The sequence below is a fragment of the Novilysobacter longmucuonensis genome (assembly GCF_046600735.1).
GTDB classification, from domain to species: Bacteria; Pseudomonadota; Gammaproteobacteria; order Xanthomonadales; family Xanthomonadaceae; genus Novilysobacter_A; species Novilysobacter_A longmucuonensis.
The window spans coordinates 223080-236756 of sequence record NZ_JBJMAW010000001.1; the positions used below are offsets into that span (position 1 = coordinate 223080).

The 13677-nt window shown below is 70.7% G+C and carries 12 protein-coding genes and 1 pseudogene; 11 read left to right on the top strand and 2 right to left on the bottom strand.

All coding sequences use genetic code 11. The features are described 5' to 3' along the window. The first annotated feature begins 144 nt into the window (after window positions 1–144). From gspG to ACJQWM_RS01075, 11 genes and pseudogenes are all read left to right on the top strand, one after another. Entirely contained in the window at window positions 145–576 is a 432-nt protein-coding gene (gspG, locus tag ACJQWM_RS01025; RefSeq protein WP_332705375.1) for a type II secretion system major pseudopilin GspG, read from the top strand. A gap of 45 nt (window positions 577–621) precedes the next feature. Beyond that, complete coding sequence (xpsH, locus tag ACJQWM_RS01030) at window positions 622–1116, top strand: type II secretion system protein XpsH (RefSeq protein WP_411306614.1); 495 nt, start codon at window positions 622–624, stop codon at window positions 1114–1116. A gap of 182 nt (window positions 1117–1298) precedes the next feature. Next, the gene (xpsI, locus tag ACJQWM_RS01035) at window positions 1299–1721 is read left to right on the top strand and encodes a type II secretion system protein XpsI (protein WP_332705445.1); all 423 of its coding nucleotides are present in this window, start codon (window positions 1299–1301) and stop codon (window positions 1719–1721) included. 119 nt (window positions 1722–1840) lie between these two features. Then, a complete protein-coding gene (locus tag ACJQWM_RS01040; protein ID WP_411306635.1) occupies window positions 1841–2509 on the top strand; it encodes a type II secretion system protein GspJ in 669 nt (222 codons plus the stop codon). After that, the gene (locus tag ACJQWM_RS01045) at window positions 2506–3438 is read left to right on the top strand and encodes a type II secretion system minor pseudopilin (protein WP_332705370.1); all 933 of its coding nucleotides are present in this window, start codon (window positions 2506–2508) and stop codon (window positions 3436–3438) included. Before ACJQWM_RS01040 ends, ACJQWM_RS01045 begins: the two co-directional genes overlap by 4 nt. Further along, complete coding sequence (locus tag ACJQWM_RS01050) at window positions 3435–4721, top strand: PilN domain-containing protein (protein ID WP_411306615.1); 1287 nt, start codon at window positions 3435–3437, stop codon at window positions 4719–4721. Before ACJQWM_RS01045 ends, ACJQWM_RS01050 begins: the two co-directional genes overlap by 4 nt. After that, entirely contained in the window at window positions 4702–5331 is a 630-nt protein-coding gene (gene gspM, locus ACJQWM_RS01055) for a type II secretion system protein GspM (RefSeq protein ID WP_332707909.1), read from the top strand. Before ACJQWM_RS01050 ends, gspM begins: the two co-directional genes overlap by 20 nt. After that, a complete protein-coding gene (locus ACJQWM_RS01060) occupies window positions 5321–6139 on the top strand; it encodes a type II secretion system protein, XpsN-like (protein WP_332707907.1) in 819 nt (272 codons plus the stop codon). Before gspM ends, ACJQWM_RS01060 begins: the two co-directional genes overlap by 11 nt. A gap of 103 nt (window positions 6140–6242) precedes the next feature. Continuing rightward, a complete protein-coding gene (gene gspD, locus ACJQWM_RS01065; RefSeq protein ID WP_332707913.1) occupies window positions 6243–8477 on the top strand; it encodes a type II secretion system secretin GspD in 2235 nt (744 codons plus the stop codon). A 192-nt stretch (window positions 8478–8669) separates the two neighbouring features. After that, window positions 8670–9539 (top strand): annotated as a pseudogene (locus ACJQWM_RS01070) (glycosyltransferase); the annotation flags it as partial. 74 nt (window positions 9540–9613) lie between these two features. Further along, entirely contained in the window at window positions 9614–10546 is a 933-nt protein-coding gene (locus ACJQWM_RS01075) for a glycosyltransferase family 2 protein (protein WP_411306616.1), read from the top strand. A gap of 166 nt (window positions 10547–10712) precedes the next feature. On the opposite strand, the gene pyrF is transcribed toward ACJQWM_RS01075, so the two are convergent. Continuing rightward, window positions 10713–11540 (bottom strand): orotidine-5'-phosphate decarboxylase, encoded by an 828-nt coding sequence (gene pyrF, locus ACJQWM_RS01080; protein ID WP_332707061.1) that lies wholly within the window; start codon window positions 11538–11540, stop codon window positions 10713–10715. A 288-nt stretch (window positions 11541–11828) separates the two neighbouring features. Beyond that, window positions 11829–13493 carry an energy-dependent translational throttle protein EttA gene (ettA, locus tag ACJQWM_RS01085; protein WP_332707064.1) on the bottom strand — a complete coding sequence of 555 codons (1665 nt, stop codon included), beginning with the start codon at window positions 13491–13493 and terminating at the stop codon, window positions 11829–11831. Window positions 13494–13677: the final 184 nt, after the last annotated feature.

A 13677-nucleotide genomic window follows, 5' to 3' on the forward strand; every position in this document is an offset into this window, starting at 1 on the left:
AAGAGGTAAGAGGTAAGGAGTAGAGGTACTAGGCATTCGCGCTTCTGCTGACTGCTCACAAGGGCCGCGCAGCGTCCGCCTTACAGCTCGCGCAGCGAGCGACTTGCAGCCCGCACAACGAGCGACTCACAGGAACCAACCGCAATGAAAAACCGATCACTGACCCGTTCCCCTTCCGCCGCGCGCCAGGCCGGCATGAGCCTGATCGAGATCATCATCGTCATCGTGCTGATCGGCGCGGTGCTGACGTTCGTCGGCAGTCGTGTGCTCGGCGGCGCGGACCGCGCCAAGGCCAACCTGGCCAAGTCGCAGGTGATGACGCTGGCGCAGAAGGTCGAGTCGTTCCAGATGGACACCGGCCGGGTGCCGGACTCGCTGGACCAGTTGGTGACCGATCCCGGCGATGCGCCGGGCTGGCTGGGCCCGTACGCCCGCGCCAGCGAGCTGCAGGACCCGTGGGGCAATCCGATCGAGTACCGCGCCCCCGGTGAGACCGGCGCATTCGACCTGATCATCCTGGGCAAGGACGGCCAGGTCGGCGGCACCAGCATCGACGCCGACATCCGCTACGAGTAGGCCCAGATGGGATGCCGCGTCCACAGCCTTTGGCCCGCGCGTGGCGTGACGCCGCCCCGCAGCGCGTCGATCGCGGGGCCACGGCTGCCGAACACTGTCCGCGGCGTCTCGCTGATCGAAATGCTGCTGGTGGTGATGCTGATCGCCGCGGCCAGCGCGATCGCGGCGGCCGCGTTCGGCGGCGGTTTTGCCGGCATGCAGCTGCGCGCCAGCGCCAAGGAAATCGCATCCCAACTGCGCTACACCCGCACCCAGGCGCTGGCCACCGGCGAGCCGCAGCAGTTCGTGATCGACCCGCAGACCCGGCGCTGGGAGGCCCCCGGCGGCCACAGCGGCGAGCTGCCGGAGTCGCTGGGGATCGTCTTCACCGGTGCGCGTGAAGTGCAGCCGACGCGCGGGCAGGGCTCGATCATGTTCTTCGAGGACGGCGCGGCCACCGGCGGGCGCATCCAGCTCAACCGCGACAACGCGGCATGGAACATCGATGTGGCGTGGCTGACTGGCGAAGTTCGGCTGCGGCGGGCCGAGGTGGCGCGGTGAAGCCGGGGCCGGGGACCGGGGACCAGGGACCCGGGGAAAGCGGCAGCGCTGCAGGCATGCCATCCCGCGCGCGGATGAATTTTTTGCCTCCGCCTCCGCCTCCGTGTTCGCTGTTGCCATTGACCTTCCCAAGTCCCGAGTCCCGCCTTTCCCGGCCCCCGGTCCCCGGTCCCCGGTCCCGGCTGCAGACCGGCTACACCCTGATCGAGGTGATCGTCGCCTTCGCGCTGCTCGCGCTGGCGCTGACCCTGCTGCTGGGGACGCTGTCGGGCTCGGCGCGACAGGTGCGCTGGTCCGGCGATGCCGGGCGCGCGGCGCTGCATGCGCAATCACTGCTCGACCAGGTCGGGATCACCGAGCCGCTCGAGCCCGGTGAGCGCCGTGGCGAGTTCGAGGATGGTCGTTACCGCTGGATCCTCGACATCGCCCCGTGGAACGACCCGTCGCTGCCGCCGGAGGGGCCGCAGCCGCTGGCGGGCTCGGCGCCGCAGCTTTATGAGCTCTCGCTCGCGGTGGAGTGGGGCGATGGCGGCAGCGGCGAGCGACTGGCGCTGCGCAGCCTGCGCATGGTGCAGCCGGGATTGCAGGACTGGGGTGCGCTTTGAAGCGGCTTGTGGACATCTCGCGTCGATGCAAAATCGGGCGTGGAGTGCGGGCGGGCGGTTGCGTGGGTGGAGCGGAGAGCAGGCGTCGGCGATTCACTAGCGCAGGCCGTGCCGACGGCATTGTTCGCGTGGGGCCGGGTATTGCTGCCGGGCGGGGCTTCACGCTGATCGAGGTGCTGTTGGCGACGGTGTTGCTGGCCGCCGGCCTGGCGCTGGCGTTCGCCACGCTCACCGCCGCGACCCGCACCGTCACCCGCGGCGAGGCGATGGCGCAGCACAGCGAGCGCGAACGCGCGGTCTACGGCTTCATGCGCGCGCGCCTCACCGCGGCGCGGTCGATCGCATTTGGCAGCGACCGCGACACCACGCTGCCGCAGCGTTTCATCGGCGAGCCCACGCGCATGCGCTTCGTCGCCGACCTGCCCAACTATCTCGGTCGCGGCGGGCCCTACCTGCACGATTTCAACATCGAGCCCGGCGCCGATGGCGGGGCCCGGATCATGCTGACGCTGTCGATGGTGCAGGCCGGAGAGGTGATCGAGGAAAACCAGCCGCGGGAACCGGAGGTGCTGGTCGAGGACCTGGCGTCGGCCAGCTTCCGCTACCGCTCGCTCGATGGCGAGGGCGGGGTCGGCGAATGGCAGGAGCGCTGGGAGACAGTCGAGCAGTTGCCGCTGCTGGTCGAGGTCACCCTGACCGACCAGGACGGCCGCGCCTGGCCGCCGCTGGTAGTCACGCTGCCGCAGGCGGCCGGTACCGCCGGCGGCATGTTCGGGGGCTCGCTGTGAGCGGCGCGCGCGTGCACGGTGCCGCGTGCGCCGGCGCAGCCGCTGAGGCACAACGCGGGGCTGCATTGTTGCTGGTGCTGTGGCTGATCACCCTGTTGACCGCGCTGGTCGGCGGTTTCGCGCTGTCGGCGCGGATCGAGGCCCTGCAGGGGCGGGTGCTGGTCAGCGGCGTGGTGGCCTCGGGCGCGGCGCGCGCCGGCGTCGAATACGCGCTGACCCGGGTTGCGCTCGAGGATCCGCAGTGGCAATGGCAGCCCGACGGGCGGCCGCATCTGTGGGAGTACGGCGGCGCCAAGGTCGAGGTGACGCTGGTGGACGAGAGCGGCAAGGTCGATCTCAACCAGGGCGCCGCGCCCCTGCTGAGCGGCCTGCTGCGCGCGGTCGGTGCCGAGCAGGCCGTCGCCGAGCGTCTGGCCGGCGCCATCGTCGACTGGCGCGACCTGGACCCGCTGACCCAGCCCGGTGGCGGCGCCGAGGACGCCGACTACGCATCGGCCGGGCTGCCTTATGGCGCCAAGGATGCCCCGTTCGAGAGCATCGCCGAACTCGAGCTGGTGCTCGGCTTCACCCCGGAGCTGTATGCGTTGGTCGAGCCGCACGTCACCGTCTACAGCGGCCGCGGCCAGCCCGATCCTGCGTTTGCCCCGGCTGAGGTGCTCGATGCGATGGGCATGGATGGCGCGGCCGTGGTGGAGCAGCGCATGCGTGTCGACCCGGTCACCGGCCTGCCCGGCGTGCCCGGCGCAGGTGGGCTGCCGATCGAGGCACTGATGGGCAGCCGCAGCGGAACGTATAGTATCGAGAGCCGGGCGCGGCTGACCAACGGCCGCGAGTCGGTGCTGCGGGTCGTCGTGCGTGCGGGCGGAAGCGCCGTGCCGGGAATGGCATACACCGCGTTACGTTGGGAGGAAGGAGCTTCGCCGCGATGACAGGGTTGCGTGACCGCTTCGGTTCGATCGGAGCCCGGCTCGGGCCGGGTGCGGGCGGAGCTGCGCGCGGGTTCTTCGGCTGGTGGGGCCGTGCGCTGGCATCGTGGCTGCCGCTGCGCCTGCGCCAGGTGCTCGGGCTCGATCGCGGCCGCCTGCTGTTGCAGGTCGAGGCCGACACCGTGCAACTGCGCCTGCAGCAGGGCGAGAGCCTGATCGATCTTGGCCAGGTGCCCGGGTTGGCGGCCGCCGCCAACGCCGACGGGTTCGAGTCCGGCCGGACCGACGCCCGCCTGGACCGCGCTCGCTCCGAGGCCAGCCGTACCGACCGCGCCCGCGCCGACCACCTCCGCGCCGACCCGAACGAATTTCCCTACGACCCGCTCGCCGGCCTGCTGGCGCCGCGCGTGGCCACACTGCCGCGCTGGCTGCTGCTGCCGGCCGGCAGCAGCCTGCGTCGCCGGCTGACCCTGCCGGCCGCCGCCGCCGACCGCTTGCGCGACGTGATCGGATTCGAGATCGACCGGCAGACGCCGTTCAGCGCCGACGCCGTCGCATTCGACGCGCGCGTGCTCGGGCGGCGCGAAAGCGATGGCCAGCTCGACGTCGAGCTGGTCGCGGTGCCGCGCACCGCGATCGATCCCCCGCTGGCCGCACTGGGGCCGCTGGCCGCGACGTTGTCGGGCATCGATGTCGCCGGGGCCGATGGCGCGCCACTGGCAGTCAACCTGCTGGCGCCGGATCGGCGCCGCCGCCGCCGCGACCCGTGGCTGCGCTGGAACTGGGCGCTTGCCGCGGCCGCACTGGTCGCCTGCGCCGCCATGCTGGGCCAGGTGCTGGCCAACCGGCGCGACGCAGCCGACGCATTCGAGCAGCTGATCGCCGCCAAGGCCGATACCGGCCGCCGCGCCGCAGCGCAGCGCCAGCAGCTGATCGATCTGATCGAAGGCCAGGTATTCCTCGACAGCGCCCGTACGGCGCGGCCGAGCGCGGTCGAGGTGCTCGACGAACTCGCCCGGCGCCTGCCCGACGGCACCTATCTGGAGAAACTCTCGCTCGAGGACCAGCGGCTGACGCTGATCGGCCTGAGCAACGAGGCGCCAGCGCTGATCGGCCGGCTGCAGGGCTCCGAATTGTGGCGCTCGCCGGCGCTGGCCGGGGCGCTGCAGCCGGACCCGAGCAGCGGCCGTGACCGCTTCACCCTGACCGCCGAACTCGGGCGCACCACGCCGGCCCCGGCCGCCGCAGCCCGCGGAGGTGCGCCCGATGCAAGTGCAACCCGCTGATCGCGACCGCTGGCTCGCACTCGGCCTGCTGCTGGCCGCGCTGGCGCTGGCTTATGCGTTGCTGGTGCATCCATGGTGGACCGTCCCGATGCGGGCCGAGAACCAGCGCATCGATGCCCTGCAGCAGCGCGAGTTGCGCCTGCGCATGCAACTGCAGCAGGCCCCCGCCGTGAGCGAGCGGCTCGAGCAGCTGCGCCAGCAGCAGACCAGCGGCCCCGGCTTCCTGCCCGAAGCCAATGCCCAGCTCGCCACCGCCGCGCTGATCCAGCGTCTGGAAACGGTGGTGCAGCAGGCCAGCCCGGGCAACCGCAGTTGCGCGATCACCAACCGCTCGCCGCTGCAGCCCCGCACGGGCCAGCGTTACACCCGCATCACCGTGCAGGTGCGCATGCGCTGCGGCAACCCGGAACTCGCCGCGGTGCTGCATTCGCTGGAAAGCGGCACGCCGCGGCTGTTCGTCGACAACCTCAACATCCTGGCGCAGCGCATGTACTTCTCGCCCGGCGCCGGCGCCGGCGCCGGCGCGCCGACCGGCGATGGCGGCCTGGAAGTCACCTTCGACCTCTACGGCTACCTGCGCCCCAGCGTGGAGGTCCCGCGTGCGGATTGAAGATGCGAGCTCGCGCACCTGGCTACTGGCTGCGGTCGCCGGCTGGGCGGTAATCGCCTGGGTGCTGGCGCTGGTCGGCATGGGCGGGCGGGTCGCGCCGCTGGACGATGACGCCAGCCTGTTGCGGCCATTGCCGGGCATGCCGGCCGCCTCGGTGAGCCCTCTGGGGCCGCCCACCCAGTACAGCGAGATCGGCGCGCGCCCATTGTTCGCACGGGACCGCCAGCCGCGGCCGTTCCTGCTGCAGGGCGACGACGGTGCCGCTGCCGGCGAGTTCGACTACGTGCTGACCAGCGTGCTGATCAGCCCGCGGGTCAAGCTGGCGATCCTGCAATCGCCCGACGGCGGCGAGTCGGTACGGGTCAGGCTGGACCAGGCGCCCGAATCGCATCCGGCCTGGCGCCTGATCGCGCTGGAGCCCCGCAGTGCGGTGTTCGAAGGCCCCGAGGGCCGGCACGAGCTGGAGCTGCGGGTCTACGACGGCGTCGGCGGGCAGGCTCCGACCGCGGTCTCGCGGGAAGCCCCCGGGCGTGCGCGCACTGACCTGCCGATCCGGCCGCCGGTGCCATCGCGCGCGGCGGATGCGGCGCAGGACTCCGCCTCGCCCGAACGCGCCCCCGATGCCGCCGAGGATGCCGCATCGCCCGGCGCCGACGCGCCATCGACCGACCAGGCGCAGATGGAAGCGATCCGCCAGCGTATCCAGGCCCGCCGCGACCAGTTGCGCATGCAGGCGCCACAGCAGACGCCCCAACCGACACCGCCACAACCCCGGAACTCGCCGCGACCGCCGGCCAAGAGCCAGTAGAGTGCATGCAATGAATCGATCCCCACAGCTCCGCGCCCGTGGCGCCCGCCACGCCCTCGTGTCGCCGGTCAGCCTGCCGTCGTCCAGCCTGCTGCCGTCGGACATGGCGTCACGCACGAGAGCTGGCTGCGCCGCGCTGCAGCGCCTGCTGCTGGCGCTGGTCGCCGGCACGCTGCTCGCCTCGTGCGTCAGCACCCCGGTGCCGAGCGTGCGGCGCGGCGCCGATCCGGCTGCCCTGCAGCGCAACGAGGCAGCCGCCACCGGCGAGGGGCCCGCGGTGGCTGGGGAGGGCGTGCAGGCCGAGCCGCTCGAGCCGGAGGACAACGGGCTGACCCCGCAGATCCGCCGCGGCACCGGGCAGGTGATCAACCGCGACGCCGCCGCCGAGCCGCGGTCCGGCCTGCCCGCCAGCACTGGCGCGGCGACCTTCAATTTCGAAGGCGAATCGCTGCACGCGGTGGTCAAGGCAATCCTGGGCGACATGCTCGGGCAAAACTACGTGATCGCGCCGCAGGTGCAGGGCACGGTGACGCTGGCGACGCCGCAGCCGGTCAGCTCGGCCGGCGCGATCCACCTGCTGGAGATGGTGCTGGGCTGGAACAACGCGCGCATGCTCTACAGCGGCGGGCGTTACAACATCGTCCCGGCCGACCAGGCACTCGCCGGCAACGTCGCCCCGCGCACCGGCCCGGCCACCACCGCGCGCGGCTTCGAGGTGCGCACGGTGCCGCTGCGCTACATCTCCGCCGAGGAGATGGCCAAGGTGCTGGAGCCGTACGCGCGGCCAAACGCGATCGTCAGCACCAACAACGCGCGCAACGTCATCAGCATCGCCGGCACCAGTGCCGAGTTGGAGAACTACCTGCGCACCATCGAGATCTTCGATGTCGACTGGCTCTCGGGCATGTCGGTCGGCGTGTTCCCGTTGCGCTCGGGCAAGGCCACCCGGGTGGTGGAAGACCTGGAGAAGGTCTTCGGCGAGGAAAGCGGATCGCCGGTCTCCGGCATGTTCCGCTTCATGCCGCTGGAGGGCGCCAATGCCGTACTGGTGATCACTCCGCAGCCCGATTACCTGGACAACATCCAGCAGTGGCTGGAGCGCATCGACGGCGCCGGCGGCAGTGCCCAGCTGTTTTCCTACGAGCTCAAATACATCAAGGCACGCGACCTGGCCGATCAGCTGGCCGAGGTGTTCGGCAGCTCGACCGGGCGCGGCGAAGAAGACGGCGGGCGAGCGCCTTCGCTGATGCCGGGCCTGGATCCGGTCGAACTGCGCAGCGGTGACAGCGGCGGGCGCAGCGCCAGCTTCGGGCGCAGTGGCCAGACCGGCGGCGCCGCCGGTGGCGGCCTCGGCAGCGGGGAGTTTTCGCTGAATCAGGAGCGCGAAGGCAGCGGCAGCGTCAGCCTGGACGTCGATGGCGACCGCGTCGGCGTATCGGCGGTGGAGGAAACCAACGCCCTGCTGGTGCGCGCCACCCCCCAGGCATGGCGCTCGATCAGGGACGTCATCGAGCAGCTCGACGTGATGCCGATGCAGGTGCATATCGAGGCGCAGGTGGTCGAGGTACAGCTCAGCGGCGCGCTGGAATACGGCGTGAACTGGTACTTCGAGCGCGCCGTCACCGACGCCGGCCTGCCCAGCGCGGTCGGCCGCGACACCTGGAGCACCCTGGCCGGCAGCGTGCAGTCCGCGGCCGGAGACCCAGCGGGATTGGCCTGGACCTTCCTCGGCCGCAATGCCGCCTCGATCATCAGCGCGCTCGACCAGGTCACCGACCTGCAGCTGCTGCAGACGCCGTCGGTGGTGGTGCGCAACAACGCCGAGGCCGAGCTCAACGTCGGCAGCAACATCCCGATCGAGTCGGTCACGGTCAATCCGGGGCTGGGCGGCGACGCCAGCTTCAGCCAGGTCCAGTACCTGGAAACCGGCGTGATCCTCAAGGTGCGCCCACGCGTGACCCAGGACGGCATGGTGTTCCTGGACATCGTGCAGGAGGTCAGTTCGCCGGGTCCGCGCGAAGCCGGGCAGCGCAACGTGCGCATCGACACCCGCCGGCTCAAGACCGAGGCCGCGATCCAGAGCGGGGATACGGTGATGCTGGCCGGCCTGATCAGCGACGGCGTCACCCGCGGCTCGTCGGGTTTCCCGGGGCTGAGCCGGATCCCGATCATCGGCGGCCTGTTCGGCACCCAGTCCACTCGCACTGATCGCAACGAAGTGATCGTGCTGCTGACCCCGACCATCGTGCGCAACCCGCAGGAAGCGCGCGACCTGACCGACGAATACGGACGCCGGTTCCGCGCGATGGAGCCGTTGAACCCGGCCCGCTCCGACTGATCGAAGGGCGACACTGGGGTGACAGGGGGCGTGGTGACACCGGGTACGGCTGAGCTTTCCGCCGCGGTGCCGCTTGCGGCACCGCGCCCGGGCATGTCCATGCCGCTTGCGGCGTCGCCCCCGGGCATGTCCATGCCGCTTGCCGCGCCGCGACCGGGGACGTCCGCGGCGTTTGCAGCGCCATCCGCGGGCATGTCGACGCAGCCCGCGGCCGCGCCCCGCACGCGGCCCCCCGAGACGCAGCTGCCGATCGTGGTGGTGCCAGTCGGAGTCGACGACGCTGCGCTGGACGCCTGTCTGGCGGCGCTGGAATCCGCGACGCCGGCCGGCACCCGCGTCTGGCTGGCCGACGACGCCCAGGCCGGCCCGCGCGGCTACGCCGTGATCGAACAGTGGATGGCGCGCACCGCACTCAAGGCCGACTACACCCGGCGCCAGCGTGGCGTCGGCCCGGTCGCGCACCTGGACGAAGTGCTTGCCGCCTGCGGTGATGCCGACGTCGCCGTACTCGCCGCCGACGCGATGCCGCTTCCGGGGTGGCTCGAGCGCCTCGGCGCATGCCTGGCGCGCGATGGCGCGATCGCCTCGGCCACGTCGTGGTGCAATGCCGGCGAGGCCGCGGCCTGGCCGCGCATCGGCGAGATCGCGGCCACGCCCCGCGAGCCGCAGCGGCTGGCGCGCGCCGCCGCGGCGATGCCGGCGATCCATCCCGAACTGCCGTCGGCGGTCGGACATGCGGTAGTGCTGCGCGGCAGCGCCCGGCGCCGCGTCGGCGGGCTCGACGCCGCCAGTTACGGCTCCTGGTACGCCGCGCTGATCGACCTGTCGTTGCGGCTGTCGGGACTGGGCTGGCGCAATGTCCTGTGCGAATCGGCGTTCGTCGCGCGCCCGCGCGAGGGCAGCTCGTGCGAGGGCGACATGGACCGCCTTGCGGTGCGCTGGCCGGACTGGCATGCACGCATGGCGAACTTCCTGATGCGCGACCCGCTGCGCGATGCGCGCGAACAGCTCGCCGCGCTGCTGGCCGGCATCGGCCCGCCGGAGCCGCAACGCGATCTGTTCGCAGAGGCATCGCCATCACCGCAGGCCGCCCCGGCCCGCAAGTCCCCGGCGCGCGGACGTGGCAGGGCAAGACCGTGAGTGCGGGCACGCCGCCCGACGGTGGCGCGATCGCCGCGGTTGTCGCCACCTACCAAAGCGCCTCGACGATCGATGCCTGCCTGCAGCGCTTGCGCGTGGCCGACGGCGTCGCCGCGATCCGCGTGGTCGACAACAATTCCAATGACGGCACGCTCGTGATCGTGCAGCGCCACGCCGCGCACGACCCACGGGTGCGGTTCATCGCAAACCCGGACAACCCCGGTTTCGCGGTCGCCTGCAATCAGGGCGCAAGGGAGGCCGCGCACGCCGAGCCCGCACCCGGCTGGCTGGCGTTCGTGAACCCCGATTGCCTGGTCGAGCGCGATAGCCTGGCGCGCCTGCGCGCGCTGGCGGCGTCACACGAAGAAGCGCTGCTCGGCGCCGACCTGGTCGACCAGACCGGCGTGCGCGATCCCGCAGCCCGGCGACGCCAGCCCGATTTCGCCCGCATGCTCGGGGCCGGTCTCGCCGGCGTCGTGCCTGCCGCGGGTCGCAGTGCTCGCCGCGCCGGCGCGGCGAGCACTGCGGTCGCGCCCGACGACAGCCAGCCGCTGCAGCCGGTCGGGGCAGTGTCCGGTGCTTTGATGCTGATGCCGCGCGGCTTGTTCACGCGCATCGGCGGTTTCGACGAGGGCTACCGGCTGCACGCCGAGGACCTGGACCTGTGCCGCCGCGCGCACGAGGCCGGCGCATTGATCGCCGTCGCCAACCAGGTCCGGGTGGTGCACGTGCGCGGCGTGTCGAGCCGCGCCCGGCCGTTGTTCGTCGAGTGGCACAAACATCGCGGCCTGTGGCGCTACTTCGGCAAGTTCGAGGCGGCCCGCTGCAGCGCACTGACGCGAGCCGGCGTATTCGCCGCCATCTGGTTGCGCTTCCCGTTCGCCGTCATGCGCGCGGTGCTGCGTAGCCGCAGCCGTGACACTGTGTAGGAGCGGCTTCAGCCGCGATCCCGACCTGTCCGCAGGGGAACGGTTCCGGTGCGCCTAACCCCCCGGTCCTCGTGGCTCTCGTAGGCTGGGCTGGCAAGCCCGGGGCGCGGCGACATGGGTCGATCATGCTGCCGCAAAAGTGTGGCGTCGCAGCCCAGCCTACGGCTCATCGGTGGCGGTTGATTTCGTCGCGCAGCGTGCGCGCGGCACTCGCTGCGGCATCGGCGTAATCGTCTCCGGCCGACGCATACAGCACCGCGCGCGAGCTGCTGACGATCAGGCCGGTGCCGTCGGCGGTCTTTGCATTGTTCACCACCGCCGCGACATCGCCGCCCTGCGCGCCGACGCCAGGCACCAGGAATGGCAGATCACCGACGATCGCGCGTATCTCGCGCAACTGCTCCGGCCAGGTCGCGCCGACCACCAGTGCGCAATTGCCATGGGTGTTCCATTCCAGCGCGACCTTCTCGGCCACGCGCTGGTACAGCGGCTGTCCCGCGCCGCTTCCGTCCTGCACGAGCAGGTCCTGCAGGTCGCCCGCGCCAGGATTCGAGGTGCGGCACAGGATCACCACGCCGCGATCGCTGCGGTCGAGGAACGGCTGCACCGAGTCACGGCCAAGGTAGGGGTTGGCGGTGACCGCGTCGGCGCGGTAGCGGTCGAATGCTTCGCTCGCGTAGTGCTGCGCGGTGCTGCCGATATCGCCACGCTTGCTGTCGAGGATCACCGGGACGCCCGGATGCGCGATGTGGATATGCGTGATCAGCCGGGCCAGTGCATCTTCGGCGCCGAGCGCTGCGAAGTGCGCGATCTGCGGCTTGAAGCTGCACACGTACTGCGCGGTCGCATCGACGATGTCGCGGCAGAAGTTGAACACCGCGTCGGCGTCACCACCGAAGCGCCCGGGAAACCGCGTCGGCTCCGGATCGAGGCCGACGCAGACCAGCGAGTTGGCGTCTATCCAGCGTTGCCGTAGTGCCTGCATGAAGCCCATCGCCGTCCCTCGTTCAAAAATCCACTGTAGGAGCGGCTTCAGCCGCGAACCAGAACCGGTCTACCGGCGATCCTTCCGATCGCCAGATCCGCTCTGTAGGAGCGACGTAAGTCGCGAGCCGCCGCAACTTCTGGAGGCCATGTACAGGTCGCGACTTACGTCGCTCCTACGACCGGAGGAAGCCCAGTCGGACAGGGAGCGTCGTTGCGATCCTGTAGCACCGTTCGGCACCGATGGAGGTTCGCGGCTGAAGCCGCTCCTACCGGTGTCGACGTCGGCGCCATGGCCTTACTTCAACGCCTTGAACCGCAGCCGGTGCGGCCGCGCGCCTTCCTCGCCGAGCCGGCGCTTCTTGTCTTCCTCGTACTCGCGGTAGTTGCCCTGGAAGAACTCGACGTGCGACTCGCCCTCGAACGCGAGGATGTGCGTGGCGATGCGGTCCAGGAACCAGCGGTCATGCGAAATGACCACCGCGCAGCCGGGGAACTCCAGCAGCGCATCCTCCAGCGCGCGAAGGGTTTCCACGTCCAGGTCGTTGGACGGCTCATCGAGCAGCAGCACGTTGCCGCCCTGCAGCAGCGTCTTGGCCAGGTGGAGCCGGCCGCGCTCGCCGCCCGACAGCGTGCCGACCAATTTCTGCTGGTCCTGGCCCTTGAAGTTGAAGCGGCCGATGTAGGCGCGCGACTGGATCTCCACGCCGTTGATGTTGAGGATGTCGGCGCCGCCGGAGACTTCCTGGAACACGTTGTGGTTGCCGGTCAGCGCATCGCGGCTCTGGTCGACGTAGGCGACCTTGGTGCTCGGGCCAGTAGTGATCTCGCCTTTGTCCGGCTTTTCCTGCCCGGTGATCATCTTGAACAGGGTCGACTTGCCGGCGCCGTTGGGGCCGATGATGCCGACGATCGCGCCCGGCGGGATGATGAAGCTGAGATCGTCGATCAGCAGCCGGTCGCCGAACGACTTGGAGACGTTCTTGAAGTCGATCACCGAGTTGCCCAGGCGTTCGCCCGGCGGGATGAAGATCTCGTTGGTCTCGTTGCGGCGCTGGTACTCGACCGAGTTGAGTTCCTCGAAGCGCGCCAGGCGCGCCTTGCCTTTGCTGCGGCCGCCCTTGGCATTGCTGCGCACCCACTCCAGTTCCTTGGCCAGCGCCTTCTGGCGCGCCTTCTCGCCGGACTCTTCCTGCTTGAGGCGCTCGGACTTCTGCTCCAGCCAGGCGGTGTAGTTGCCCTTCCACGGGATGCCGCGGCCGCGGTCGAGTTCGAGGATCCACTCGGCCGCGTTTTCCAGGAAGTAGCGGTCATGCGTCACCGCCACCACCGTGCCGGTGTAGCGCTGCAGGAACTGCTCCAGCCACTCGACCGACTCGGCGTCCAAGTGGTTGGTCGGCTCGTCGAGCAGCAGCATGTCGGGCTTCTGCAGCAGCAGCTGGCACAGCGCGACGCGGCGTTTCTCGCCGCCCGACAGCTTGCCGATGATCGCGTCCCACGGCGGCAGGCGCAGCGCGTCGGCGGCGACTTCCAACTGGGTCTCCAGCGTGTGCGCATCGCCGCTGGCGAGGATCGCTTCCAGGCGCTGTTGCTCGGCGGCGAGCTTGTCGAAGTCCGCACCTTCCTCGGCGTAGGCGTCGTAGATCTTGTCGAGCTCGGCCTGCGCGCTGAGCACGTCGCCGACGCCGACCTCCACCGCCTGGCGCACGGTGTGGGTCGGATCGAGCTGCGGTTCCTGGGCGAGGTAGCCGACCTTGATGTCCTTGGCCGCGCGCGCTTCGCCGCTGAAATCCTGGTCGACCCCGGCCATGATCTTCAGCACCGTGGACTTGCCGGAGCCGTTGAGCCCGAGCAGGCCGATCTTGGCGCCCGGGAAGAACGACAGCGAGATGTCCTTGATGATCTGACGCTTCGGCGGCACGATCTTGCTGACGCCGTTCATGGTGTAGATGTATTGCGACATGGGGGCTCCGCAGACGGACGGCGGCGCCCTGCGCGGGGGCAGGGGCCGCTGGTGGATTCGGGGACCGCCCATTATCGCGGATATGCCGCCTGGCTGCCACGCGCCGCGAGCGCCGCCGAGCCACTTGCAGGAGCGGCTTCAGCCGCGAACCGGAGTCGGACGATCGACCCGGCATCCGATCGCG